Below are 25,289 nucleotides of genomic sequence, written 5' to 3' on the forward strand. Positions count from 1 at the left end.
TAATCTACACAGAGCAAGGGAGGCAGTTATGGAAAAGTTTTTCAGCGTAAACGAACAGGGCGTCAGCATTCACTGTAAAATCTACTGCGAGGATATGCGCAGCATCAAGCGAGTCGTATTGTTCGGCAGCGGCTTCGGCGGACATAAGGACACCCGCGCCGCTTCGAGGCTTGCCGCACGTCTGCTCAAGCGCAATAAGAGCATCGCCCTGATCGCCTTCGACTGGCCGTGTCACGGCGACGACGCCTCCCCTCAGCTGCGGCTGGAGGTCTGTGATCACTATCTGAGCGTTCTGCTCGGCTATATTCGCAAGCGATTCCGAACCGAGGAGCTCTACGGCACGGCGACGAGCTTCGGCGGCTACCTCTACCTCAAATACATCTACGAACACGGCAGTCCTTTCAAAAAGACCGTACTGCGCTGCCCCGCCGTCAACATGTACGAGAGCCTGACCTCACGCATCATCACGTCCGACGAGATCGAAACGATCGAGAAAGGCAGACCCGCTCAGGTCGGCTTCGACCGCAAGATACGGCTGACGCGCGACTTCCTGACCGATCTGCAGAAGGCGGACATCACGACATGGGATTTCTCTCCATACGCCGCTGATATCACGATCATCCACGGCGACAAGGATGAGATCATCGGCCACGATACCGACTGGTTCTTCGCCGAAGAGAACGGGATCACCTTCCACACCGTCGAAAACGCGGATCACCGCTTCACCGATCCCGTAAAGATGGATCTGGCGATCAAGCTGATCGTCGAAGGGCTGGGGCTGAATTAAAAATTATTGTGCGATCCAAGGGACACACTGAATGATATGGTATATAAATAACCGTTTATATCCCGCCATTGTACACTCTGCCAAAAATCTTTTTGCAAAAAGGTGTAATCTTTTACTTGATTTTTCGACAGAAGTGTGATATGATATCAATTACGGCAGATAAGCCGTTTACATACCCTGTGCCGCACATCGGCACATCGGAGATACGCGCCGGTAGCTCAGCTGGATAGAGTGACTGGCTACGAACCAGTAGGTCAGGGGTTCAAGTCCCTTCCGGCGCGCCATAATAACGGATACACTAAAAGGTGTATCCGTTATTATTTTACCTATAATCTGCAAGCCGGAAGGGACTTGAAGGCGAGTGTGCCGAGGTTTAAGCGTCAGCGCAAACCGAAAGTAAAAATGATCCGGTGGATCATTTTTAACGAGAGCGTAGATGCTGTTCCTGTCGCCCGCAGGATGCTCCTAAGACGAGATCGCTGTTCGAAATCAATCAAGCGTACTTCCGGCGCGCCATAATAACGGATACACCAAAAGGTGTATCCGTTATTATTTTACCTATAATCTGCAAGCCGAAAGGGACTTGAAGGCGAGCTTCTGTTGACGCGTTTTGAGATCATATCAGCATAAAAGGGATCGACATTATGCCGATCCCTTTCTCTATCCTTGATTTATTCTTTATTCCAATACGATATACTGGCTGCCGAGCTGTTCAAAGCGCTTTTCGCACAGTGCTTTCTCAAAATGCGAGGTGGTGCCGGCGACGGAATCGGAAAAGTAGTACTCCCGCTCATCATAACCGACAAGCACCAAACAATGCTCGTGCAGCGGCCAGGTGAACGAATCTCCCATCTTATACTTGGCGTTCTCATCGACGTAATTGACCTCCCAGGTATCATGCGGAACGGGCTCCTGCATATCGGTCGTCGCCCATACCGCCACAGGCGTACCGTTGACGATATACTTGCGGCACAGATCGGCGAGGGTACCGCCCTCATAGGCGACCGCCTTCTGTTTCGACTTGACGTCGGAGAGATAATGATTCATGCACTTCGCCATCGCGGGCGCATAGATGCCCCAGCCTGCGTAAGCGGTACCGGCGAAGCCCGAGTTCATATCGGGGCCGTACATATGCCCTTCGCCGTCATCAAAAACATAGTGGACGTCGAGATAATTATTTGCGAAGCCGAACTCGTCGATATCGTAACCGTAGCTCTGGAGCAGCGCCGTTACGGCATGGGTCTCACAGCCCGCCTTGAGCTCGTCCTGCTGCTTCGCGGGAACGCCCTCGATCATGTAGGAGGACGGCATCGGGTCTTCGGTCGCGACGACCGCCGTATCCGGAGTCGCTTTTGTTGCAGACTGTCGGCTGCTCAGTCCGATCGCCGTTCCCGCCGCGAGAAGCACGACGACCGCCGCGCCGACAGCGGCGATGCGGATGGTTTGTTTCTTCATAGTATCACTCTATCATTTGTTTTCTGTCAAATACCATTTGCATTATAGCATAAAATCGCGATTTTTTCAAGTATCGCAAAAATCCCCAAAAAGCGAGTTCGGACTCACTTTTCAGGGGTTTTCTTTTCAATAACAGATCACAGGCTCTCTCTCAAGATCCTGACGACCTCGTCGCGGGTCAGCACCTTGTAGCCGCCGTCGAGAATGATCGTCGCGTCGGCGATATCCTCGATCACATCCTCGCTCGCGCCGAGCTCAGTGATGTTCATCGCAACGCCGATCTGCTTCATCCAGTTCTCAAGCGCCTCGAGACCCGCCTCGGCGAGCTCGCGATCGCTCTTGCCCTCGGGATTGACGCGCCAGACCTCGGTCGCAAAGCGGGCGAACTTCTTCTCCCCGTAGGGCATGATGGTGCGGTAATACGGCAGGGAAACCGCCGCGAGCGTCATACCGTGAGTCGCGTCGGTCACTGCACCGACCGCCTGACCCAGCATGTGTACCATCCAATCGGTGCGCTTGCCGCGGGAGATCAGGGTGTTGAGCGCCCATGTAGCCGACCACATGATATTGGACCGGGCTTCATAATCCTCGGGGTTCTCCACCGCGATCAGGGAGCTGTGGACGACCGAGCGCATCAGCGCCTCGGCAAGATAATCGCTGGTGTTATCATCCTCACCGGAGAAATACTGCTCACAGATATGGTTGAAGATATCGTAGATACCCGCAACCATCTGACGCTTGGGCAGGCTGAAGGTGAACTTCGGGTTGAGGATCGAGAACTTCGGCATGACTTCCTCACCGAACACATGACCGATCTTGAGCTTCTGCTCATGGTTGGTGATGACGGCGCCGGCGTTCATCTCGGAGCCGGTACCCGCCATGGTGAGGATGCACGCAACGGGAACGATCTCGCAGTCGGGCTCCTCGAAACGAACATAATACTTCTCCCAAGGATCGTCGTCACAGTGGACGGAGACCGAGACCGCCTTGGCGTAGTCACAGCAGGAGCCGCCGCCCATCGCCAGCAGCAAATCAACGTGGTTCTCGCGGGCGATACTCACGCCCTCGCGAAGCTTCTCGACCGTCGGATTGGGCATAACGCCCGCATCCTCGACGACGGTCTTGCCGTTCGCCTTGAGGATCTCGACGACCGCGTCATAGATGCCGTTGCGCTTGACGGAACCGCCGCCGTAGATCAGCTGGACGGTCTTGCCGTACTTCGGGAGCTCCTCGTTGAGATACTGCAGCGAATCGTCGCCGAAATAGAGCTTTGTCGCGTTATGGTAACTGAAATTTCCTAACATAAGTTTCCTCCTAGCATCGTTTTATGGATTCATTATATCGAAAATAACAATATAGCGCAAGCGGTTTTACGCAGGTGAAGCCCGCCAAAAAATCCGCTGAAACTTTGTATAATATGCATAGTGTCAGTCTAGAAAAAAGGCTTTTCTTTTCCTCCGTTTTACGCTATAATCACAAGAAAGCGCTTTGCGCTCATTTCGCATAGCCGTCGCTCGTTGTCGCGAAGCAACAAACTGAGCGGGCACATATAGTTAAAAAATGACAGGAGCGTACTCATGAAAAGGATCACCGCATTATTACTGAGCATTCTGCTGATACTTACGCTGGGAGCGTGCGGATCACAGAACAAAACAGAACCGACAGCAACCGCCCGCACCTACCGGCAGATCACGATGGATATCGCGAAGCAGATCATCGAGACCGAGACGGGCTACATCCTCCTGGATGTTCGTACCCGCGAGGAATTTGCCGAAGGTCATATCAAGGGCGCCATCTGCATCCCGAACGAGGAGATCGAGACAGCCGATCTGAAGGAGCTGCCCGACAAGGAGCAGCTGATCCTCGTCTACTGCCGCAGCGGCAGACGCAGCAAGGAAGCCTCACAGAAGCTCGCCGACCGGGGCTACCTCAACGTCGCGGAGTTCGGCGGGATCATCGACTGGCCGGGCGAGGTCGTGAAGGACTGATCCATCCAACAAAATATAACACCCCTTCGGTACAGCCGGCATTTACGGCACGGCACAGCCAAAGGGGTGTTTTGTTATATTTCGAATATTAAGCCGGCAACGCTTTGCTACAGGATATAGGCGACTCCGACAACGATCGCGGCGATCAGCGCGACGATCAGCAGGTGGCGGATCTTCTGGTCAAACAGCAAGCCGATAAACTCGCGGATAAAGGCATTCGGGAAGAAATACCACTTTGTCTTAGCGGAGATGCCCTGCGCCTTGAAGCCGTTTTTGTCCGCGAGGATATAGCCGCGGAAAATATGGTAGTTCGTGGTGGAAAAAGCGATCTTCTGCTCCTCAAAATCATCGGTATCGTCCATGATGCGATCACGGGAGAACTGCATGTTCTGGAAGGTGTTCACGCTCTTGTCCTCGCGCACAATGCGCTCGGGCTCGACGCCCTGCTCGATCAGGTAGCGCTCCATCGCCTCGCCCTCGGAGATGATCTCGTCACTGCCCTGACCGCCGGAGGGAACGAAGCGCGCGTGCTTACCGGTCTCTTCAAACTGCTTCTTCTCAAAGCTCAGTGCGCTGTCGACTCGTCCGCGCAGCAGCGGCGTGAGTGTTCCGTCCCTGCGGATCGCACAGCCGAGAATGATGATATAGTCGCGGTCGAGCGGCGGGGTGTGTCGTGTAGAGATAAAGGCACAGGCTGAGGTCGAAAGAAGCATGCACTCGAAGTAGGTCACGACGAAGCTCATGATGTTGCGAATATGCCATATCAACGTTGTATTTTCAAACGGATTAATATGGAAAAGTCTGTAATTGAGCGAAAAGACCAACGCTAAAAGCCACACAACACTGATCGCGATACCCAGCGCGTTCACCGGACGGAAGCCCTCGTGACGGAGCAGCCAGATATTGCTGACCGACAGCGCCACTGCCATCACCAGCATGACTGGCAACATCAGGACAAGGAACCATTCGCCCGTCTCCGTCAGTAAGCTGACCAGCGCCGAGAAGGAGCCGACCACGTTGTTCATCCACTTATAGACGATGATCGCGAGAAGTACAGCGAGAAACAGCGAGATACCGCCGTAAGCAACCATCGAATAGGAGTAATCGCTCTTTTTGTAACACTCGTAGAAGGAGTACAGCATCACGACGAGTACCGCCGCGATATAGCCGAGGAACAGCCATGTGACGACCTCGTACCCGCTGAAATTCGTATTATAATCCCTGTGCTCGATGATCACGCCCGTCATGGTGACATCCACATGAGAGTTTTTTATACGGTTGGGCTTTCCTTCCTCATCGTACGTCGTTATCGTAATGTCAGCGCTGCCTTTTTTTACGGAGCTCAGCTTGATAATCAGCTCCTGCTCATCGGAAAGCTCCAGCGACTCAATACGCACCACACCTTCGGGCTCGGCAGCGACCTCGGTGTCGTTGAAATCCGGCCCGGCCTCATCGGTAAAATAAGTGAATGTATGCATATCATAACGATCGCCCACGATATCCATATAACGAATCCCGAAAACGATAAGAACGACCGCAAGGATGTTAAGAAAGATAAAGCGACGTTTGATCTTTCGCCGTTTCTTCACGCGTGTATTTTTCGTCATTTGGCTCACACCGTTTCCATAAATTTACCTTATCATTGTAGCATTTTCGGATTAAGGTTGCAACCGATTCGGTAGTATTTTCAATAACAATCCTGTAATATAGAAGGGGCTGAGATGATCAGCCCCTTAACGTTTATAAATAATCTGTCAGCATTTCATCAACGAGCTGCGCCGCGCGTCGACAGAGTTCGGGACAGGGGCGCTTCCTGTAATACGCCGCCGTTCGTTCCTCCGGATCGCCGCCGTCAGTCTTTTGCACGCCCGAGAGCAGCTCGCGGCATACGATTGAGCCATGCTCCTTGCGGAATCGTCGCGCAAGCTCCTGTATCAGGTGATAATGCGCCTTCTTCGCCTCACGGTCATCGGGATCGGAATAACCCTTCAACAGCCCGAGCACCATCGAAGCGCCGCTGACAGCGCCGCAGACCTCGCGCAATCTGCCTAAGCCGCCGCCGAACGACGAGCTCAACCGCAGGGCGGTATCGCCGTCGAGTCCCGTGAGATCGGAGAACGCGAGCAACACACTCTGGGCGCAGTTATAGCCCTGTCGGAAGTATTCCTCCGCGAGACTGCCGTGATCCGTCATGCCTTGACCTCGATACAAAAGCGCACAGTCACGCTGTCACAGCCCTCCGCGCTCAGGGTGAGGGTGCCCTCCCCCGCCGTACCGACGGTACGGACATACACGCCGCCCATACCCGCGCGCAGGATGACGGGAGACTCGCCGATCAGCTCGATATCGCCGCTGACCTGAGCATTGACAGCGCCGAAGAAGTACGGCATATCGTTGCCGTTCTGGTCAGTCATGCGGATACGAACCGCCGCGACGTCGTAGGTCTGTGCCTCGACAAGCTCGGTATGGTCGACCTGTGCGGTCAGGACGCGCTTCTCGAACGGAGAAACGCGCAGCTCCTTGACGAGCTTGCCGTCTTTATAGGCTTCGAGGCGGAACACGGTGCTCTTGTCGCCCCAGTTACCGATGTACTTACCGTACAGGCGGTAGGCGGCGTCGTGATCCATCCCGTAGCGCATCATCAGGTAAGCCGCCTTGCCCTTGGCGTCAACGGAAAGATTGTTCATGCCGAAGCGGGAGCTTTCGTTGAGGATATCCTTGACATACTCCGCCTGCTTCGGGGTGAAATCCTCGTTCTCGGCGATCCGGTCGCCGATATAATCGGTGATCTCGATAGGCGGGAACTTGAGATGCGGGAAGTCCGTTCCCTCGTGGGTATATTCATGGATAAAGGAATCGTTCTTATAGAAACGCACGCTGTCGGCGTTGGTAAGGATATAGACGCGTCCTCGGTTGGTGGCGGGGTGGTCGCCGATATCCATGGAGGAGCTCAGCTGTAGGATCGGCTGATCGCTGTCCTGGATCGCGTAGAGCTCAGCGGCAAGCTTCTTGTTACGGAACATATCACATACGCCGTGGTAGCAGATACGGTCGCCGGAGCCGAACTCCTTATGGGTGTTATAATCGAACATGCACCATGCAAAGGAACCGGCGATATCGTCGTAGGAGGCGACAGCATCGAGCGTGCGCGCGTGACGGAGCATGTGCTCGAGGCGGTGTTCCTCATCGTCATACGCCTTGGTGGAGTACATGTGACCGCCGTACTCCGACACAAGATATGCTTTCTCAACATCAGAGGTGACTGCCCTCTTCGGCTCACATCCGGGCTGTACGCCGTCGTGTACAAAATCATTATAGGTATAGACATCCTCGAGCAGTTCGCTGTTCTTGTGACAGCGAACGCCGCCGGTGGCGCGTGTCGGGTCGAGGCTGCGTGCGGCTTCATTCGTCCTGACATAAAAGTCATGATCGTCTTGACTTTCATTGATACGAACGCCCCAGAGGATGATCGAGGGATGGTTGCGGTACTCGCGCACCATCTCCCTGACCGCTTCTACGCCGACATCCTTCCACTCGTCGTCGCCGAGATTCTGCCAGCCCGGCGCTTCGGTAAAGACGGGCATACCGAGCTCGTCACAGCGCCCGATGAAGTGGTGCGACTGGGGATAGTGGGAGGTGCGAACGGCGTTACAGCCGAGCTCTCCCTTCAACAGATCGGCGTCCATCCGCTGCATGGAGCGCGGCATCGCATAGCCGACGTAGGGATAGGACTGGTGGCGGTTCAGACCGCGCAGCTTGAAGCGTCTGCCGTTGAGGAAGAAGCCGTCCTTTCTGAACTCCGCACGGCGGAAACCGACTCTGCGGGTCAGCGTATCGATCACGACGCCGTCCCTGATCAACTCGGCTTTCAGCTCATACAGAGCGGGAGAGAGCGGATCCCACAGGTGGACGCGGGGCACCTTCAGCGTATAATCACTGCCGACGGCAAAGGTCGCTTCAGCGAGAGCGGTTTTTCCGCCCTTTTCCGTTAATGACAGGCGGATCTCATCAGCCTCGCCGACAAGGTCGATCTCGCAGTCGACCGTACCCTCAAAGGTCAGACCCGCTACGAGCTTCGGGTTCATCCGCGGAGTGACGCGGATGGTATCGGGGATCGAGGGCTTGGCGAACACATCGTCGATATAGCTCTGCTCACGGTACTCGAGCCTTACCTCGCGGTAGAGTCCGCCGTAGGTCAGGTAGTCGATGACCTTACCGAAGGGCGGGAAGTTCAGGTTCTCGCGGGTATCGAGCTCCACGACCAGCAGCGGCGAGAGGTTATCGGTAACGAGCTCGAACTCAAAGGAGGTATAGCCGCTCTTGTGCTCGCCGATCAGCTCACCGTCGAGATAGACCCGCGCGTAATGCGCCGCCGCGCCGAAGCAGATAAACGCTCTGCGATCGCCGCGGGCGCTCAGGTCGAGCCGCTTGCGGTAGCCGCAGACCATCTGGTAGATGCTCTCGTCAAAATAGTTATATGGCGTGACCTTACAGGTGTGCGGCAGGCGCACCGCCTCCGCTTTGCCCTCTCCGCGTAAGAACGCGATATCAAATGCGGGAGTGAACTCCCAGTCATTATTTATATGTAGTATCTGTCGCATAAAATCCTCACTGATTGATCACAGAGAATTGATGAAGCGCATGAACGCCGCCTGTCCCTCTTCGTCGCGCTTGAATACGCCGGCGTCGCAGAGGACCTGTTCGAACACTGCTCCGACCTCGGCGCGGATGATCTCCATCGCGTTTTCGGCGCAGAACTCGGGATGGCGCGGCATGAACTCAGCCGCCCACGCGGCGTGACTCGCCGTCTGCGGATTTTTTGAGAGATCGGCGCCGCTGAGCAGGGCGTCCCTGACCGCCTCGAGCTCGGTCGCGAGGCGTGCGGGCAGTACCGCGAGACCCATGACCTCGATCAGACCGATATTCTCCTTCTTGATATGGTGAAGGGTGGGGTTCGGATGATACACGCCGAGGGGTCTGTCCTCGGAGGTGATGTTGTTGCGCAGTACCAGATCGCACTCGAACAGCCCTTCCTTCATCCTCGCGATCGGGGTGATCGTGTTATGAGGCGTGCCGTCGGTAAAGGCGAAGATGTTCGCGCTCTCGTCGGTATAAGCACGCCACGCCTTGAGGATCACGGCGCTCGCCTGTGAGAGCTGCGCCTTGTCGGCGCTGCGCAGACGGATCACCGACATCGGCCACTTGACCGTCGCGGCATGGACGTCGGGATAATCGGACAGGGTGAAGCCGTGCTCCTCGGGCGCTTTCGCCATCGCGAAGGTGTAGTGACCGCCCTGAAAATGCTCGTGAGAGAGGATCGAACCGCCGACGATGGGGAGATCGGCATTGGAGCCGACAAAGTAATGCGGGAACTGACCGATGAAGTCGAAAAGCTTGCGGAATACCGCCGCGTCGATGACCATCGGGATATGCTTGCTGTTAAAGACGATGCAGTGCTCGTTGTAGTAGCCGTAGGGCGAATACTGTAGGTACCAGTCGCCGTCGTTGATCGTGATGGGAATGGGGCGCAGGTTCTGGCGCGCGGGATGGTTCTGACGGCCGGCGTAGCCCATATTCTCGGCGCAAAGCTGACACTTCGGATACGCGACGGAGGCGGAGGCGCCCGCCTTGGCGATATCGCGGGGATCCTTCTCGGGCTTTGAGCGGTTGATGGTGATGTCAAGCGTGCCGAATTCGGACTCATATGTCCACTTGACGTCCTTTCTGATCCTTCCGGCACGGACGTAATTCAGCTTTTGGCTGATATCAAAGTACCAGTCCGTCGCCGTCTTCGGCGATTCCCGATACTTCTCCCAAAAATCTCGGATGATCTCGCGCGGCATCGGGGTGAGGATGCCCATGAGCTTGGTATCGAAGAGATCGCGGTTGGCGGTGGTGTCCTCGATCACGCCGTTCGCGCAGGCGTAGTCGATCAGCGGCTGCAGAATCTCGTCGATCTCGGCGTCGGCGCCGTCGACGGGCTCGTCCTGCCAGTCACATACATGCAGCGCGTCCATCAGCATGTTACGGACGACCAGCTCGTCGTCGCGGGTGATCAGAGCGTTCTTGACCGAATATTCGATCAGTCGTTGGATGTCTTTGCAAATCATAATACTGCTCCTTTATGTGGATTTTGCCGGGCGCTTCGGGACGCCGCAGGGCGATTATTTCTCCCGATCGGCAAGCGTTCACCGTCGGGAATACGTTCATTTTCATGATACTATAAACCGCCTTGTCAGTCAACCGAAAACCCACATTTTCACTGAAAAAACAGGCATTTGGAAAGCTTGCTTCTATATACGCAAAAAGGCTCCGGAATAACCCGGAGCCTTTGTTGTCGGAATAGTTGATGCTTACAGGCTGTTCTGAACAGCAACAGCAACTGCGACGGTAGCGCCGACCATGGGGTTGTTGCCCATGCCCAGGAAGCCCATCATCTCAACGTGAGCAGGAACGGAAGAGGAACCCGCGAACTGAGCGTCGGAATGCATACGGCCCATGGTGTCGGTCATGCCGTAGGAAGCGGGACCCGCAGCCATATTATCGGGATGGAGGGTACGTCCTGTACCGCCGCCGGAAGCAACGGAGAAGTACTTCTTACCCTGCTCGTTGCACTCCTTCTTGTAGGTGCCTGCAACGGGATGCTGGAAGCGGGTGGGGTTGGTGGAGTTACCGGTGATGGAGACGTCAACGCCCTCGTGGTGCATGATCGCAACGCCCTCACGGACGTCGTCGGCACCATAGCAGCGGACGTTCGCGCGCTCGCCGTCGGAGTAAGCGGTCTCCTTAACGATCTTCAGCTCGCCGGTGAAGTAATCGAACTGAGTCTGTACATAGGTGAAGCCGTTGATACGGGAGATGATCTGAGCGGCGTCCTTACCGAGGCCGTTCAGGATAACGCGCAGGGGCTGCTGGCGAACCTTGTTCGCGTTGCGGACGATACCGATCGCGCCTTCAGCGGCTGCGAAGGACTCGTGACCCGCGAGGAACGCGAAGCACTTGGTCTCGTTACTGAGCAGCATCGCGGCGAGGTTACCGTGGCCGATACCGACCTTGCGGTTCTCGGCAACGGAGCCGTCGATACAGAAGCTCTGCAGACCGATACCGATGTAGCGCGCAGCTTCCTCAGCGTTCTTGGCGCCTGCCTTCAGAGCGATAGCGGCGCCTACACAGTAAGCCCAGCATACGTTCTCGAAGCAGATGGGCTGGATGCCCTTGGTGATCTCATAGGGGTCGAAGCCCGCTGCCTTACAGATTTCACGGCTCTCCTCAACGGAGGCGATACCGTACTCGGCTAAAACGCCGTTGATCTTATTGATACGTCTGTCGTAGTTTTCAAATAAAGCCATACTGTGCACCTCCCTTAGTCCTTGCGGGGGTCAATATACTTGGCAGCGTTATCCCACTGACCATAGTGACCCTTCGCCTTTTCGATCGCTTCGTTGGCGTCCATACCCGCCTTGATGAAGTCCATCATCTTGCCGAAGCTGATAAACTCGTAACCGATGATCTCGTTGTCCTTGTTCAGGGCGATCTGAGAGCAGTAGCCCTCGGTCATCTCGAGGTAACGGGGACCCTTTTCGCGGGTAGCGAACATGGTACCCACCTGAGAACGCAGACCCTTACCGAGGTCCTCCATGGAAGCGCCGACGAGCAGGCCGCCCTCGGAGAAGGCGCTCTGGGTTCTGCCGTAGACGATCTGCAGGAACAGCTCGCGCATAGCGGTGTTGATCGCGTCACATACGAGGTCGGTGTTCAGCGCCTCTAAGAGGGTCTTGCCGATCAGGATCTCGGACGCCATTGCGGCGGAGTGGGTCATACCGGAGCAGCCGATGGTCTCGACCAGAGCCTCTTCGATGATGCCCTCTTTCACGTTCAGGGTGAGCTTGCAGGCGCCCTGCTGGGGTGCACACCAGCCGATGCCGTGTGTAAAGCCGGAGATATCCTTGATCTCCTTCGCCTGTACCCATTGACCCTCCTCGGGGATGGGAGCAGGACCGTGATACGCGCCCTTCGCTACGGGGCACATATTCATTACTTCTGCTGTGTAATTCATAAGCTTGTCCTCCTTTAGAATGAAACAAGTGCCAAATCAACTGTTCCGATGATCTGACTATGCTTATGTTCATTATAGACGAACAGCCGTGATAAGTCAATACAATCTTGATGGAAAACGACAATAAATCGGCGGTTTTTCAGCAAAAACGCTTTACATCTTATTACACGTATGCTATGCTGAATACAACACGACGTAAAGCGGGGATGACCGATGACGAAGGCATACAGATTTACGACTTTGATAACGGCGGTGATGATTATGTTCGGGTTATTCGGCTGTACAAACAATGCGCAATTCGATATCGAGACCTATCTGGACGCGGAGAAGAATACCATGCTGCTCGACTACTATGAGCAGACAGTCGGCACACCGATGAAGCAGCCGTACTATGAGCTTGTGCTGTACACCTACTCCGACACGCAATCGACGCTGGAGGAGATCGAAAACGGAGGGATGGACGACGAGACGATCACGCGGTACCTTATCCCGATCGAAGGCGCTCAGGAAATGCTGACCGCGGTAAAGAAAAGCGGCATGGCGCGCTGGAACAGCCGCGAAGGGATCGCGATATGCGGACGGTCAAACGTCTGTAAGTTTCCGGACGGCAACGGCGGCTACACCCGTGTAACGAGCGGTAATATGCCCGAGGACGGTTCGAGAATCTTCGGCGAGATCAAAATCGCCATGCGCAAGTGGATCAGTAAAGGGACCGTCGTAACAGAACCATGAAATCCGATATAACCGGCAACAGCGCTCCTGATGCGGAAGCGCTGTTTTTTTATCTCATACTCATTGATTTTAATCTATTTTTCTGCCCGAAGCGATCTCAAAATGGCATTTGACGATGCCGAGATCCAGCTTGACGAAGGGGCCGTTGGCGCTGACCCTGACCGAGGGCTTATCGCCGTCAAGGGTGAAGAAAAACTTCTGCTGATTGATCGCCGTAGGCGCAAGCAACGCCGCTTCGATCCCGTCGCGGAACCACCGCGGCATTTCCTTCACATCCGTCACATCCTCAGCGCTCTTGGAGCGGCGAGGCGTGCCCTGGGTCACACCGTAGCCGATCGCGATCGAGAGCACCAATCGCTCATCCTCCCCAATCTCTGCGGTACATCGCTTACGCTTGAAGATGCCCGCCCAGCAGGTATTGAGCCCCAGCGTCTGGGCATACAGCACGAGCTTTTCGCCCGCGTAGCCGCAGACCTCGTCGAGGTCATCGCGCTTTCTGCCGACGACAGCGATATAGGCGGGCACACCGCTCCAGCCGGTCAGCTTTGACGCCAGTCCGCCGAACACCTCGCCCGCGGGCTCGATATACTGCATGCGCAGATCATATTCGCTGTTCAGCTCGTCGATGCGTGCTTGAAGCTTTTCGACAAGCTCCGGGGTGATGGGTCTGTTCTGATAAGCGCGTACCGAATGGCGCGCCTTGATCGCTTCCATGTCTGTCATAATGACCTCCGGTTTAATAGGTTAATTCTGATAATTCAGAGACCGAGCGCTTCCGTTAAGCGCTCCATGTTCTCATAGCTCTGTTCGATCTCCTTGGAGTAAAGCTGAGCGGCGGCGGTGATCTCCCAATGCCGAGAGAGCGCCGCGATCACCCGAACGGAGCAAACGGAAAAACGAACGGGAGCGAGTATATCGAGGCTGTCGATCGCGCCGAGATAATAGCGGTAAAGGTAATAGAGCGCGAGGTTTGTCAGTTCCCTTTCGTGAACGCTTAGATCAGGGCTGCCTATAACCGAGCTTATCACCAGACTGCGATTATCCTCATCAATATATTCCAGATCGCCGTAGATCTCGGGTAAAGCTGAAGTATCAAAAGCCGATGATTCCCCCGTCAACTCTTTCTGTACCCTGTCGGCAAAGCCGAGCAGATCGCGGAGCCTTTGTTCAAGCGGCTGATCGGACGCAAGGATCCGAGCCGCTTCACCTCGCGTTTGTAACAGAAACGACATGATCTCCGCGTCGTAAGCCTCGCAAGGGTCGAATTCTGTCGCATCAAAGCAGTTATAGGCGTGATCTCCGGCGAGGATCAGCCGCGCTGCCTCGGGACAGGCGAGCGCCAGCGTATGCTCCGCAAAGGTGGTGTAATTCATCGTAATACGCGGAAACATCGCACAGGTCAGGCACAGGTGCTCCTCACCGAGCGTCCTGTAGATATCACAGAGCTTATCATCGCCCCAGAAAGGACATTTCTTCTCATCAGCCAAGCGAAACACACGGTCGCCGTCGGGATCGGTATAAATCGCATTCCTCAGTTTATCGCCGAAATCACCTTTTACAGAGTTGTAAAACGCCTCGGTCTTTTCGTCGATCACCACATCCCAGCCCTGACAGCAGGAGTCGGGACACGCGGCGGCGATACAGCGGAACTTCTCATAATAGGAGGGGTACAAATGCTTCACGGAAAAACTCCTTCAAAAAAACAAACGGTTGCCGTGTACTATCAATCATTATTCATTATCCGTCATAATCTTTAGAAAGTCAACAAAAACTATTGCATTTTTTGTACAAGGTGGTATAATACCTTTTGGAACAGAATATGTGTCGGATGAATCATGCAGAAGAGCGAACACTCATATATTGGTAACAGCAGCTTGACCGCGTGAGGACGGCACTCCGGAGAATTCCATCGCGGCGCAGTTTACACGTCACGCGGATGGATGCCGAAGGTGCAAGCGCGGCTCGCCGCGTCAATCTCTCAGGCAAAAGGACGGAGGAAGGATGTCGAGCTGCGTGGTATGGCATCCGTCATCGTGTCTGAGAGTCGTTTTACAACGGCTCTTTTCTTTATTTCCGACAAATACAAACAAATACAAACTGCGCTTTTGACCGACACATATCACACGATACAAGAGGAGGTATAAAACACATGTGGGAAAGTTTTCTCAAATCCGTTGAAGAGATCAACGGCGTGATCAACAGCTATGTCTGGGGATGGCCGACCATCATCCTGATCCTCGGCACAGGCTTGCTGCTGACTATCCGCACCCGCTTTCTGCAGGTGCGCAAGTTCGGCGAATCGCTGAACACCACCATCGTCCCGACCTTCAAGAGTCTGGGTAAGAAAAAACAAAAGGACGGCAGAGTGCAGTCCATCAGCCAGTTCGAGGCGTTCTCGACCGCGATCTCCGGCACGGTCGGCACCGGCAACATCATCGGCGTCGTTGCGGCGATCCTCACGGGAGGTCCCGGCGCGGTGCTGTGGATGTGGATCTCCGCGTTCTTCGGCATGGTCACCAACTACGCCGAGAATGTGCTGGGTCTGTACTATCGTAAAAGGGACAGCAAGGGAAATCTTGCAGGCGGCGCATTCTACTATATCGCCTACGGTCTGAAATGGAAGTGGCTGGCGTATGTCGCCTCCGTCTTCTGTATCTTAGCGGCGATCGGCATGAGCGGCGTACAAACAAACAAAATCTCCGGCTCGCTGGCTGAGGCTTTTGCGCGGGTGACCGGCTCCGCCGACAACGCCGAGACTGTCAAGCTGATCATCGGTATCATCGTCGCGGTGATCGCGGCGACAATCATCATCGGCGGTATCAAGCGTATCGGCAAGGTCGCGTCCATGCTGGTGCCCTTCATGTCGCTCCTGTTCATCATTCTGGCGCTGATCTCCATCGGTATGCACTACGACCGCATCGGTCAGGCGTTCGGCCTGATCTTCTCCAAGGCATTCAGCTTTGAGGCTGCCGGCGGCGGTATCCTGGGCTTTACCTTTGCGACTGTTATCAAGAAGGGTATGGCTCGCGGCGTATTCTCTAATGAAGCGGGATTGGGCTCCTCCGTCATCGCCCACTCCGCGTCTGAGACCCGCGAGCCCGTCAAGCAGGGCTTGTGGGGCGTGTTCGAGATCTTCTTCGACACCTTCATCATCTGCACCCTGACCGCGCTGATGTTCCTGACCACCAACGACGTCACCAAGCTCAGCCCCGATATGAACGACAGCGTCATGTCGATGTCGATGTTCTCCGACAACTTCGGCGCGTTCGGTACGGCGACCTTCTCGATCATTCTGCCTCTGTTCGCCTTCACCACCATCATCGCTTGGTCGTACTACGGCGAAAAAGGCGTTGAGTTCTTCTTCAGCTTCATGAACGAAGATAAGCGCAAAATCCCCGTCACCATCTTCAAGGTGCTTTATGTCGTGCTGATCGCTGTTTCCGCAACGATCCACAGCCAGGTGGTATGGGATATCAGCGACACCTGTAACGGCTTGATGGCGCTGCCGAACCTGATCTGTCTGGTCGCGCTCAGCGGACTGGTCGCCAAGATCACGAAGAACTACTTCGACCGTAAGAAGGGTGTCGACGTCGAGCCGATGCTCTCCGCCTATCCCGATATGAACGAGGAGTTCAAGCAGGATATTACGTCCGGAGACATCGAAATGCAATAATCGGCTTTCAACTTTTGGTATATAATGAAGGGCTGTCGTGACAATCGCCGCGACAGCCCTTCGTAGATTACTTCTGCTCGTCCAGCCAAGCGTTCAGGAACCGCTGCGCCAAGCTGTCGGGACGGATATTCGCCCTTGCTTCGTCAAAGCCGAGCCACTGTGCCTCGTCCACCTCGTCGGTCGGAGATACGGTAGGATCTCCCTGTATATGACAGGTGAAGTTGAGCATCAGGGTGTTGCTGCGCGCGAAGTACTCGGAGCGGTTATAGCGTATCTCACCCGCAGTCAATCCTGTTTCCTCCTTCAATTCCCGCGCAACGGCATGCTCGGCACATTCTCCCTTGTTGATATATCCCGCGACAAGAATGAAGCTGTCGCGGCCGTACTGCTTAATCAACAGAATCTTTCGGTTGACATCGTCAACGGTTATGATGCTGACCGCTACGTTGTATTTCGGAAAGCGGTATGTCTTACAGGTGTTGCAGTAAGGGATGATCCCCTCGTTCTCCAGATAACGGTCAGTAAGCTCCGCGCCGCATTCTTCACAATAACTCATTCGTACCCTCCGTTAGTTTCTTTCTGTTATAGTAACATATTCATCCCGGACGTGCAACATATTTATCCCCGGCACGCAACAGTATGCTTGACAAGCTCTAGTCATCGTGGTAAAATCACCGTGATGAAGGAAAGTGAGTGAGAGAATATGACGAAACTGATGATTACTACCGACAGCACAGCGGATATGCCCGCTTCTGTCGCTGAAAAATATGATATCCGCGTTGCTCCGCTGCATGTACTGTATAACGATGAGGATTATGCGGACGGCGTCGACATCACCCCCGAGGATATACTCAACCGCTACAAGGAGCGCGGTGAGCTGCCCTCGACCTCTGCGGTAACACCCGACGGTTATCTGCACTTCTTCAAGGAAATCTTTGACGAGGGCTTTGAGGAGATCATCCATATTGCGTTCTGCTCGGAAATGTCCTCCACCTACCAGAACGCTGTGATCGCCTCACAGGAATTCGGCGGCAAAGTACACGTGATCGACAGCCGCGTGCTGTCGAGCGGTATGACGCTGCTGGCGATCCGAGCGTGTGAGTTCCGTGAGATGGGCTTCAAGCCGGACCGCATCTGCGATCTCGTCAGCGACCTGATCGAGAAGAACGTCGGCGGCTTCCTGCTGAGCCAGCTGGAATTCCTCCACAAGGGCGGCCGCTGCTCGAGCGTATCGCTGCTGGGTGCAAATCTGCTGAACATCAAACCCACCATCGTCGTCAAGGACGGCGCGATGAGCGTTGCGAAGAAGTATCGCGGCAAGGACGAGGCATGCCGTCTGAAATTCCTCAAGGAACGTCTGGACGAATACAAGGACGTCATCGACACGCGCCGTATCGTTCTGCACATGACCTGCGACATCAGCGAGAAGGATCGTAAGTACTATAAGAAAGAGCTCAAGAAGCTGATCGACTGCGATGAGATTATCGTATCTACCGCGGGGTGCGTCATTACCTCTCACTGCGGACCGGGTACCTTTGCCCTGTTCTTCATGACGAAATAAACCGCTACATAATCCAAAACACGAGACCTCCGGCTGATCTAAACGTCTCTTTATTATGAATCCAAAAACCTGCCAACAAAAACGGCAGGTTTTTTTCATAGCAAGACACATAAAACGCGATCATCTGAAAACTTGCTTTATGTGGTGTGGTTATGCGACATTTCGACAGGTGCATATTACATAAAACAGATAATAAACTAACATAGAAAATATTAACAATACCCAGAAAATTTAGCATACGGGGTACGTTAATACATTTACATACGCGATATATGGCTTATTAATGGGAAAAAACGGCGTTTTTTCGACGTTAATTTATCTAAAAACACATCAGAATTATGTAAGTTTTTGCCAAATATTGTATTTCTGTTTCGTTTAATGTTTACAAAACTCTTTTTCTATGTTACAATAAATCGACACAAAGCAAGGGAGGCGATAACATGGCAAGTAATCTTAAGGTTATCATCGACAATAACCAGTCGAAAATTAAGATCCCTTCGGGTACCCGAATGCTCGTCAGACGCAGTTGTCATGCCGCTCTGTTGCATGAGCTGTATGACAAACAGACTACGATCTCCGTCACCTTTACGGATAACGAAATCCTCAACGCCCACAGCGCACAGCGCGCCAGTAACTTTGAGGCGCCTGAGGTTATCGCGATTCCGTCGCAGGACGGAGAAGAGAGCTTGGGAGAGCTCATCATCTCGATAGAACGTGTTTTAGAGCTCACTAAGGTCTATGATCGTCCGTTTGAAATGGGCATGGTTTACGCTTCTGTTCACGGCGTTTTTAATTTACTCGGTCGTTACTACACCGACCAGAACAAAAAAAACGCTTTGATGAAGGAAGAAGCGGCAGTAATGGGTCAAATGGGATTTCCCCCGCTTGCCGATTACAGCAGCTTTTAGCTGAAATAAAAACACCCGCGAGTGAGCGGGTGTTTTTATTTGCGCCGGATTCAATCCATTTATCGGGTGATCTCACATTCTACGGCTACGGTATCGCCCAGAACAACGTCAAAAAGCTCCCGTCCGTCTTGCTGTGCCTTACGGATCGTAAGGATATCGCCCTCATGAGTCTGTCCCGCGTATCGCACCTCGATAGCCTTTACAGGGCGCTCACGCAGCGCGGCGACCGTGTAGGTATCCATGATGAAGCGCACGTAGGACACGTTGTTGGTATGCTGGACAAAATCGATATCGCCCGACTTGACGACGCGGGTCTCGAGATCGGTCAGTCCTTCGTGCTTCAGACGGCTGAAAGCGATCTCCCGCTCGGGAGACTCGACATGGGTATCCGAGGTGATGCCGACGTCGCGGATGCGGCGGATACGCTGGGTCTTGAGATCCAGCGCGCACATCTCGATGCGCGAATAGACGCAGACCGCGCCCGTCCTATCCTTCAATACGGTATCAACCGTCATCTTCGCACCCTTGGCGGAGGAGATATAGCTCTCAGCGGTATATGGCTCCATCCAGTCGAGCTCGCGGTCGATCTCGACGCGGTTGCGGGTGAAGATCCACACGCAGCCGTACTCACGGCGAAGCGTTACGCCGTCGATATGCAGCTCGCCCATCATCTCGGTCAGGTAATCCTGTACCAGATCGAAGGTACCTTTGACGGCAAGCTTTACGTTGGAATCACAGATGCTGGCGGGTACGACCGCCTCTTTGATCAGTTTCATAATACGCCTCCTTGTTAATACTTTAACACAAAATACGGACGGAATCAATGATAAAACCGCGTTTTTCTTGACACACCGCGAATTATCATGTAAAATATTCTGCGGTATATTTTTCTGCACAAACTCAAATCAGATGAAAATGGGGGAAGATATATGGACATATTTGAAAAATGCGATCGTTTTACGCTCGCGGATGAATACCGCCAAATGGGGATCTACCCCTACTTTCACGCACTGGAGACCCGTCAGGACGTGGAGGTCATTATGGAGGGAAAGCGCCGCATCATGCTGGGCTCCAACAATTACCTCGGACTGACCACCGAGCCCTCTGTCGTTGAAGCGGGCATCAAAGCGCTGGAGCAGTACGGCTCCGGCTGCTCGGGCTCACGCTTCCTCAACGGTACCTTGCGCATGCATCTGGAGCTCGAGCAGGAGCTCGCCGAGTTCGTCCACATGGACGAGGCGGTCACCTTCTCGACCGGCTTCCAGAGTAACCTCGGCATTATCAGCGCTATCGTCGGCAGAGGCGACTACGTCGTATGTGACCGAGAGAACCACGCCTCTATTTACGACGGCTGCAAGCTCAGCTACGGCAAGATGGAGCGCTACAAGCACAACGATATGGCGGATCTCGAAAGGATCCTACAGAAGATACCCGAGACAGCCGGCATCCTGATCGTCACCGACGGCGTATTCTCGATGGGCGGCGATATCGCCAAGCTCCCCGAGATCTGCAAGCTTGCGGAGAAATACGGCGCGAGAGTCATGGTCGACGACGCGCACGGCTTAGGCGTGATCGGTGAAGGCGGCAGAGGTACGGCAAGCTACTTTGGCCTTGAGGACAAGGTCGACATCATTATGGGTACCTTCTCGAAGTCCCTCGCCTCCTTAGGCGGCTATATGGCGGCTTCCCACAAGGTATGCGACTATGTGCGCCACAACTCCCGCCCGTTCATCTTCTCAGCTTCCATACCGCCCGCATGCTGTGCGGTCGCGCTGACAGCATTGAGACACCTCAAGGCGCATCCCGAGCTGCCTGAAAAGCTGAACGCCCTCTCCGCCCACGCGAGAGACGGCTTGCGCAAGGCGGGCTTGAAGATCCGCGAGAGCAACACTCCTATCGTACCCATCTACACCTATTCGATGGAGAATACCCTGCGCAAGGCGAAGGAGGTCTACGAGGCGGGCGTTTACGTCAATCCCGTTCTGCCCCCCGCGACCGCGCCGAACGAGTGTCTCCTGCGTACCAGCTACATGGCGACCCTGACCGAGGACCTCATCGACGAGGCAGTCTCGATCATCGCCAAGGTTCTGCTTGAAAAGAAATGACCGAGCATAGAATCGCTGTCGTCACCGGCGGCAGCAGCGGTATCGGCAGATCGACCGCTCAGGCGCTCTCTGCAAAGGGCTGTACCGTGTACGAGCTCTCCCGCAGAGATAACCCGCCCGAAGGCGTCAGCCACCTGACTGCCGACATCACCGACGAACAGCAGGTAAAGAAAGCGATCGGCGAGGTCATCTCCCGCGAGGGGAAGATCGATATCCTCGTCAACAACGCGGGCTACGGCATCTCGGGCGCTGCCGAGATGACCGACAGCGCCGATTCACACGCGCAGCTGGAGCTGAATCTTCACGGCATGGACAACGTCACCCGAGCGGTCCTCCCCTATATGCGCGAGAGAAAAAGCGGACGTATCGTCAGCGTCAGCTCGATCGCGGGTATCCTGCCGATCCCCTTCCAGCTGTGGTACAGCGTGAGCAAGGCAGCAATCAACGCCTATGTGCTTGCTCTGCAAAATGAAGTCCGCCCCTACGGGATCAGCGTATGTGCGGTGATGCCCGGGGATATCGCCACCGGCTTTACCGACGCGAGAAAAAAATCCGACAGCGGCAACGAAATCTACAGCGGACGGATCGAAAGATCGGTCGCAACGATGGAAAAGGACGAGCGCGGCGGCATGAGCCCCGACAAGGCAGGGAGATACATCGCAAAGCTCGCGATGAAGAAGCGTACCCGTCCCATGAAGGCAATCGGGATCAGCTACAAGGCGATCTCGATCCTCACAAAGCTCCTCCCCCGCCGTCTGAGCAACTACCTCGTCGGCATGATCTACTCTAAATAACGATCTATTATATTGATCTTCGCGGGCTCATACAATTTTCCCGCACAACGACGTCAAAAAAGCACTTCTGATTTCGGTCAGAAGTGCTTTTTTTGATCTATGCTTACTTAATCGACGGAACTACCGGCTCTCCGATAGCACACGGCGTAGGTATCAAAGCGTTGTAGCGCTGGATAAAGGCACAGTCAATAGCAGAGATCTCCTCGTCTTCATCCACATCAGCCGCTCCGCGGCAGAAGCCTCCGCTGAGCTTGATCTCGCTGAGATAGCGCTGCAGCTTCGTCACATCGGAAACATCCACCTCACCGTCACCGTCCACATCGCCGAGCAGATAGGGACCTCTCGCGGGGACAATCAGTGAATCGTGATCCTCGATCTCGACCAGCGCGGTGTAGATGGGCTCGAACCACTTGCCGCAGGTCGTACATTCCAGGTGCGCCTTGCAGCCGTCGCATGTATCGGTAGCCCGAATGATATCCACCATCACAAGATCATGGTGATGGATCTTCTCAAATTTCGGGAAAAGCGCAAAGTCGCTGTACATGGGCTTGGTAAAATCCATGGGCTCTGTCAGCGCGCGGTCGGTGTACCAGCCGACGAACGCCTCGTCCTCCCTGCCGGGATCGGCGGGAACAGGACAAAGATCGCCCTTTTCAAGAGCAAAGCCGGAGGTCGGAAACTCGCTGTCAGCGTAGAGGTACAGTTCACCATAGATGATATTCTCGTCCGCCGCGATACGCGGGAACAGGCTCACATAATCATACACCGGCTGTGAAAAATCGAATTCCTGCGTCAGCTCACGATCGGAATACCAGCCGAGGAACGTCATCCCGTCGGGGACGTCGGGCTCACCCTGATACTCGGCATAATCACCCTTTGCAAGCAAATATCCGAAGGTCGGCTCCGGAGCGTCGGGAGCCTCAAACACATTCACGCCGATCACCCGGTCTTTCGGGACAAAGCGCGCATAAATCGCCGTATCTTCATACAGAGGTACACTGAAATCAAAGCGGGTCGTAAACGCCGGAGATGTGTACCAGTCAATAAAAGCCATGTTCTCACGTCCGGGGTCAGCAGGACGGGTCGGTACATCACCCCGCTTATACTGCGCGCCGGCGACCGGACTCTCCGAGTCGGGATACAGGTAGATATCGATGTACACATAATCATCACCCGAAGCAGCGATATCGACCGTCGCGGCGAACCCCTGTACAGAAGCGGTCATCAACAGCATCACGCATAGTATCACGGACAGGATCCTTTTCATTTTAACTCCCCCTTGGTAAAAATTGCAGATAACAGAAAACCCGCGGCTTTTCGTACATACAACAGTTGTCGGTCAGGCGAAAAAGCGTGCGGATATTTGCTGCCTTAATACTAACATAACCGCCTGCAAAAAGCAAGGCGGTTATACAAATTCAATGTGTTAACTTTTTATCAATAGCAGATGATCTTACACGGAAGATACGGGCGGGAACTTCAGCGTCCGTGCCTTCGAAATTTCTTCGCGGCGCTTCCGCAAAGCGTCTGCATACTCCTTGGGAAGTTCACCGAGCACCAGCCAGTCGATAACGCGGTCACAGCTTCCGGTATCGGCATGATCGAAATACTGCGGAAGCATACGCTCGACTTTATCGAACTCGTAGTCCTCCTCGCGCATCGCACGGAGCACCTCGTCGAAGGTCGTACACAGCTTTCCGGGGATATTGGAGGCATAGTCGCGGTGGAACCCGCGGGAAACGGAATACCGCTCCCGATCAAAGGCGAAGAACAGCATCGGCTTCTTCATCAGCATAAACTCATAGATGCACGACGAATAGTCGGTGATCAACAGATCGGTGATATAGAACAGGTCGTTGATGTTTGGATAGACGTTCATAGAGAAGAAACGGTCGCGGTATCGCGGTGCGATCTCCACCTCGCCGGGTACCCACGGATGCATCTTGAACAGCACCACGGAGTCTGTATCCTCGCAATAACGGTACAGCGCCTCAAAATCGATCAGCTCGTATGGATAATACGCCGTCTTGCGGTTTCTCCCGCGATAGGTCGGCGCGAAGAGGATGACACGCTTTTCCTTAAAGTCGGGATAGCTCTCATAAAGCGCCTGCTCCGTTTTCTTGCGATTAGCCTCGTCAAGATAAGCGTCCATACGGGGCATACCGGTGGGGATGACCTGCTCCTCGAGCAAGCCGAAGGGCTCGGAGAAAAACTCACGGATCGCCATTGAGTCGGCGATCGCAAAATCATTGCGGCGGTGGGCGGAGTAGGGAGCGGGACAGCCGAAGTGTCCCCATCTCGCGTAGCCGACGCCCTTGAAGCCGGCGCCGGCGTGCCAGAGCTGGATCACCCTGACGCTGTCGGCGAGCCTGACGCTGTTGAAGGCGGGAACATAGTCATCGACGAGGATGATATCCGCCTTCGCGATCTTCGCGATCATGCCGGCGGTAGACAGCTTGGAATAGCTCCTGCTCTCCGTGTTACGCAGGGAGGTTTTGATCTTGAAGCGTTTATCCATCCCGCGCTCGATCAGACGGTCGTACACCGCCAGCATATTCGGGGACAGGACGTCCCTCTTCTCGCACAGGAAAAGAATGTGGGGTTTTCTGAGGAACCGGAATGCCCTCACGCAGCCATAGACCGCCCGCTGAAACGCGACGTTGACCCTGTCGGCGGCTCTCCCGATGAAGCGCTTGAGCCTTGCGGAGAAGCCCGCCTTACGATAGATGTCGCCCTCATCAGCGGGTATGCTCTTTGTATTCAGAAAGATCAGCCTCAGCTCGGGAAGGTCGGTAAACTCATCGACCATGAAGCTGACGGAATAAACGCCCTTTGAACCGTTATAGACAAAATTCCGTCCATAGCGGGAGAGCGTCTCGAACGAGCCCTCATACAGCACGGCGACGGGATCGCCCGCGCCGTCAAAGGCGAGGACGCGGTAGGTTCCGTTCTCCACACAGCGGTCGATGCCGTTGTTCGTCACGTTCAGAGAGAGACGGACAAGCACCCCGTCGCGGTCGATGAACCGAAGCTGCGATTCGACCTTTCCCGAAAGATCAGCGAGGTAGAAGCGAAGAGATTCAGGCTTTTCCGCATATTGACCGAGGTCAAGCGTCAGGGTCAGGTGGATCCTCTCCCATGAGGCGTCCTTCAGATAAATCACACAACCATCTCCGAATTCGCCGCATCGCTGACCCGCGCGGCGCTGATAATCAAATGAATGAACCGTC

General features: G+C 54.6%; 22 protein-coding genes, 1 tRNA gene and 1 riboswitch. Of the genes, 9 read left to right on the top strand and 14 right to left on the bottom strand.

What is annotated here, in order from left to right:
• The first annotated feature begins 28 nt into the window (after window positions 1-28).
• Window positions 29-787 (top strand): alpha/beta hydrolase, encoded by a 759-nt coding sequence (locus R2I50_RS00095; protein WP_316607021.1) that lies wholly within the window; start codon window positions 29-31, stop codon window positions 785-787.
• 207 nt (window positions 788-994) lie between these two features.
• A tRNA-Arg gene (locus R2I50_RS00100) sits at window positions 995-1,071 on the top strand.
• Window positions 1,072-1,465: 394 nt separating this feature from the next.
• Here the strand turns inward: R2I50_RS00100 and R2I50_RS00105 are convergent.
• Together R2I50_RS00105 and R2I50_RS00110 are read right to left on the bottom strand one after the other, a co-directional pair.
• Entirely contained in the window at window positions 1,466-2,242 is a 777-nt protein-coding gene (locus tag R2I50_RS00105) for a C39 family peptidase (RefSeq protein ID WP_316607022.1), read from the bottom strand.
• A gap of 137 nt (window positions 2,243-2,379) precedes the next feature.
• Window positions 2,380-3,546: an iron-containing alcohol dehydrogenase gene (locus tag R2I50_RS00110; protein WP_316607023.1), complete on the bottom strand. Its 1,167-nt coding sequence runs from the start codon at window positions 3,544-3,546 to the stop codon at window positions 2,380-2,382.
• A gap of 273 nt (window positions 3,547-3,819) precedes the next feature.
• Between R2I50_RS00110 and R2I50_RS00115 the strand changes: the two genes are divergently transcribed.
• Window positions 3,820-4,230 carry a rhodanese-like domain-containing protein gene (locus R2I50_RS00115; protein WP_316607024.1) on the top strand — a complete coding sequence of 137 codons (411 nt, stop codon included), beginning with the start codon at window positions 3,820-3,822 and terminating at the stop codon, window positions 4,228-4,230.
• Window positions 4,231-4,337: 107 nt separating this feature from the next.
• On the opposite strand, the gene R2I50_RS00120 is transcribed toward R2I50_RS00115, so the two are convergent.
• The 6 genes from R2I50_RS00120 to R2I50_RS00145 all read right to left on the bottom strand — a co-directional run bounded on the left by R2I50_RS00120 (window position 4,338) and on the right by R2I50_RS00145 (window position 12,286).
• On the bottom strand, window positions 4,338-5,837 hold the full coding sequence (locus R2I50_RS00120; protein WP_316607025.1) for a YdcF family protein: 1,500 nt from the start codon (window positions 5,835-5,837) through the stop codon (window positions 4,338-4,340).
• Window positions 5,838-5,970: 133 nt separating this feature from the next.
• Window positions 5,971-6,423, bottom strand: a complete 453-nt coding sequence (locus R2I50_RS00125; protein ID WP_316607026.1) for a C-GCAxxG-C-C family protein — start codon at window positions 6,421-6,423, stop codon at window positions 5,971-5,973.
• Complete coding sequence (locus R2I50_RS00130) at window positions 6,420-8,831, bottom strand: glycoside hydrolase family 2 TIM barrel-domain containing protein (RefSeq protein ID WP_316607027.1); 2,412 nt, start codon at window positions 8,829-8,831, stop codon at window positions 6,420-6,422. The genes R2I50_RS00125 and R2I50_RS00130 overlap by 4 nt, the downstream gene beginning before the upstream one ends.
• Window positions 8,832-8,849: 18 nt before the next feature.
• Window positions 8,850-10,340, bottom strand: a complete 1,491-nt coding sequence (locus R2I50_RS00135; RefSeq protein ID WP_201428496.1) for a UDP-glucose--hexose-1-phosphate uridylyltransferase — start codon at window positions 10,338-10,340, stop codon at window positions 8,850-8,852.
• Between the two features lie 243 nt (window positions 10,341-10,583).
• Window positions 10,584-11,579 carry a GGGtGRT protein gene (locus R2I50_RS00140; RefSeq protein WP_201428497.1) on the bottom strand — a complete coding sequence of 332 codons (996 nt, stop codon included), beginning with the start codon at window positions 11,577-11,579 and terminating at the stop codon, window positions 10,584-10,586.
• 14 nt (window positions 11,580-11,593) lie between these two features.
• A complete protein-coding gene (locus tag R2I50_RS00145; protein WP_316607028.1) occupies window positions 11,594-12,286 on the bottom strand; it encodes an iron-sulfur cluster assembly scaffold protein in 693 nt (230 codons plus the stop codon).
• Between the two features lie 261 nt (window positions 12,287-12,547).
• On the opposite strand from R2I50_RS00145, the gene R2I50_RS00150 reads away from it, so the two are divergent.
• A complete protein-coding gene (locus R2I50_RS00150; RefSeq protein ID WP_316607029.1) occupies window positions 12,548-13,018 on the top strand; it encodes a hypothetical protein in 471 nt (156 codons plus the stop codon).
• Window positions 13,019-13,087: 69 nt separating this feature from the next.
• Here the strand turns inward: R2I50_RS00150 and R2I50_RS00155 are convergent, their stop codons facing one another.
• Both R2I50_RS00155 and fliB read right to left on the bottom strand, forming a co-directional pair.
• On the bottom strand, window positions 13,088-13,741 hold the full coding sequence (locus R2I50_RS00155) for a nitroreductase family protein (RefSeq protein ID WP_316607030.1): 654 nt from the start codon (window positions 13,739-13,741) through the stop codon (window positions 13,088-13,090).
• A 35-nt stretch (window positions 13,742-13,776) separates the two neighbouring features.
• A complete protein-coding gene (gene fliB, locus R2I50_RS00160; RefSeq protein WP_316607031.1) occupies window positions 13,777-14,700 on the bottom strand; it encodes a flagellin lysine-N-methylase in 924 nt (307 codons plus the stop codon).
• 204 nt (window positions 14,701-14,904) lie between these two features.
• Window positions 14,905-15,022, top strand: a riboswitch (glycine riboswitch).
• Window positions 15,023-15,167: 145 nt separating this feature from the next.
• Here fliB and R2I50_RS00165 point away from each other — a divergent pair.
• Window positions 15,168-16,691 carry an alanine/glycine:cation symporter family protein gene (locus R2I50_RS00165; protein WP_316607032.1) on the top strand — a complete coding sequence of 508 codons (1,524 nt, stop codon included), beginning with the start codon at window positions 15,168-15,170 and terminating at the stop codon, window positions 16,689-16,691.
• Window positions 16,692-16,758: 67 nt separating this feature from the next.
• On the opposite strand, the gene R2I50_RS00170 is transcribed toward R2I50_RS00165, so the two are convergent.
• A complete protein-coding gene (locus R2I50_RS00170) occupies window positions 16,759-17,247 on the bottom strand; it encodes an NAD(+) diphosphatase (RefSeq protein ID WP_316607033.1) in 489 nt (162 codons plus the stop codon).
• 147 nt (window positions 17,248-17,394) lie between these two features.
• On the opposite strand from R2I50_RS00170, the gene R2I50_RS00175 reads away from it, so the two are divergent.
• Entirely contained in the window at window positions 17,395-18,252 is an 858-nt protein-coding gene (locus R2I50_RS00175; protein ID WP_316607034.1) for a DegV family protein, read from the top strand.
• Between the two features lie 440 nt (window positions 18,253-18,692).
• Window positions 18,693-19,160: an rRNA maturation RNAse YbeY gene (locus tag R2I50_RS00180; protein WP_316607035.1), complete on the top strand. Its 468-nt coding sequence runs from the start codon at window positions 18,693-18,695 to the stop codon at window positions 19,158-19,160.
• 59 nt (window positions 19,161-19,219) lie between these two features.
• On the opposite strand, the gene R2I50_RS00185 is transcribed toward R2I50_RS00180, so the two are convergent.
• The gene (locus tag R2I50_RS00185; protein WP_316607036.1) at window positions 19,220-19,936 is read right to left on the bottom strand and encodes an acyl-ACP thioesterase domain-containing protein; all 717 of its coding nucleotides are present in this window, start codon (window positions 19,934-19,936) and stop codon (window positions 19,220-19,222) included.
• Between the two features lie 153 nt (window positions 19,937-20,089).
• On the opposite strand from R2I50_RS00185, the gene R2I50_RS00190 reads away from it, so the two are divergent.
• Window positions 20,090-21,265 (top strand): pyridoxal phosphate-dependent aminotransferase family protein, encoded by a 1,176-nt coding sequence (locus R2I50_RS00190; RefSeq protein WP_316607037.1) that lies wholly within the window; start codon window positions 20,090-20,092, stop codon window positions 21,263-21,265.
• Complete coding sequence (locus tag R2I50_RS00195) at window positions 21,262-22,059, top strand: SDR family oxidoreductase (RefSeq protein ID WP_316607038.1); 798 nt, start codon at window positions 21,262-21,264, stop codon at window positions 22,057-22,059. The genes R2I50_RS00190 and R2I50_RS00195 overlap by 4 nt, the downstream gene beginning before the upstream one ends.
• A gap of 103 nt (window positions 22,060-22,162) precedes the next feature.
• On the opposite strand, the gene R2I50_RS00200 is transcribed toward R2I50_RS00195, so the two are convergent.
• Both R2I50_RS00200 and R2I50_RS00205 read right to left on the bottom strand, forming a co-directional pair.
• Entirely contained in the window at window positions 22,163-23,326 is a 1,164-nt protein-coding gene (locus tag R2I50_RS00200) for an InlB B-repeat-containing protein (RefSeq protein ID WP_316607039.1), read from the bottom strand.
• Window positions 23,327-23,512: 186 nt separating this feature from the next.
• Window positions 23,513-25,222 carry a CDP-glycerol glycerophosphotransferase family protein gene (locus R2I50_RS00205; protein WP_316607040.1) on the bottom strand — a complete coding sequence of 570 codons (1,710 nt, stop codon included), beginning with the start codon at window positions 25,220-25,222 and terminating at the stop codon, window positions 23,513-23,515.
• Window positions 25,223-25,289: the final 67 nt, after the last annotated feature.

This window comes from uncultured Ruminococcus sp. (genome assembly GCA_902785355.1).
Lineage (GTDB): Bacteria > Bacillota > Clostridia > Oscillospirales > Acutalibacteraceae > Ruminococcoides.

Excerpts from the sequence above, each read along its gene's own strand:
- R2I50_RS00095 (WP_316607021.1), top strand. The coding sequence starts at position 29 with ATGGAAAAGTTTTTCAGCGTAAACGAACAGGGCGTCAGCATTCACTGT.
- R2I50_RS00105 (WP_316607022.1), bottom strand. The coding sequence starts at position 2,242 with ATGAAGAAACAAACCATCCGCATCGCCGCTGTCGGCGCGGCGGTCGTC.
- R2I50_RS00110 (WP_316607023.1), bottom strand. The coding sequence starts at position 3,546 with ATGTTAGGAAATTTCAGTTACCATAACGCGACAAAGCTCTATTTCGGC.
- R2I50_RS00115 (WP_316607024.1), top strand. The coding sequence starts at position 3,820 with ATGAAAAGGATCACCGCATTATTACTGAGCATTCTGCTGATACTTACG.
- R2I50_RS00120 (WP_316607025.1), bottom strand. The coding sequence starts at position 5,837 with ATGACGAAAAATACACGCGTGAAGAAACGGCGAAAGATCAAACGTCGC.
- R2I50_RS00125 (WP_316607026.1), bottom strand. The coding sequence starts at position 6,423 with ATGACGGATCACGGCAGTCTCGCGGAGGAATACTTCCGACAGGGCTAT.
- R2I50_RS00130 (WP_316607027.1), bottom strand. The coding sequence starts at position 8,831 with ATGCGACAGATACTACATATAAATAATGACTGGGAGTTCACTCCCGCA.
- R2I50_RS00135 (WP_201428496.1), bottom strand. The coding sequence starts at position 10,340 with ATGATTTGCAAAGACATCCAACGACTGATCGAATATTCGGTCAAGAAC.
- R2I50_RS00140 (WP_201428497.1), bottom strand. The coding sequence starts at position 11,579 with ATGGCTTTATTTGAAAACTACGACAGACGTATCAATAAGATCAACGGC.
- R2I50_RS00145 (WP_316607028.1), bottom strand. The coding sequence starts at position 12,286 with ATGAATTACACAGCAGAAGTAATGAATATGTGCCCCGTAGCGAAGGGC.
- R2I50_RS00150 (WP_316607029.1), top strand. The coding sequence starts at position 12,548 with ATGTTCGGGTTATTCGGCTGTACAAACAATGCGCAATTCGATATCGAG.
- R2I50_RS00155 (WP_316607030.1), bottom strand. The coding sequence starts at position 13,741 with ATGACAGACATGGAAGCGATCAAGGCGCGCCATTCGGTACGCGCTTAT.
- R2I50_RS00165 (WP_316607032.1), top strand. The coding sequence starts at position 15,168 with ATGTGGGAAAGTTTTCTCAAATCCGTTGAAGAGATCAACGGCGTGATC.
- R2I50_RS00170 (WP_316607033.1), bottom strand. The coding sequence starts at position 17,247 with ATGAGTTATTGTGAAGAATGCGGCGCGGAGCTTACTGACCGTTATCTG.
- R2I50_RS00175 (WP_316607034.1), top strand. The coding sequence starts at position 17,395 with ATGACGAAACTGATGATTACTACCGACAGCACAGCGGATATGCCCGCT.
- R2I50_RS00180 (WP_316607035.1), top strand. The coding sequence starts at position 18,693 with ATGGCAAGTAATCTTAAGGTTATCATCGACAATAACCAGTCGAAAATT.
- R2I50_RS00185 (WP_316607036.1), bottom strand. The coding sequence starts at position 19,936 with ATGAAACTGATCAAAGAGGCGGTCGTACCCGCCAGCATCTGTGATTCC.
- R2I50_RS00190 (WP_316607037.1), top strand. The coding sequence starts at position 20,090 with ATGGACATATTTGAAAAATGCGATCGTTTTACGCTCGCGGATGAATAC.
- R2I50_RS00195 (WP_316607038.1), top strand. The coding sequence starts at position 21,262 with ATGACCGAGCATAGAATCGCTGTCGTCACCGGCGGCAGCAGCGGTATC.
- R2I50_RS00200 (WP_316607039.1), bottom strand. The coding sequence starts at position 23,326 with ATGAAAAGGATCCTGTCCGTGATACTATGCGTGATGCTGTTGATGACC.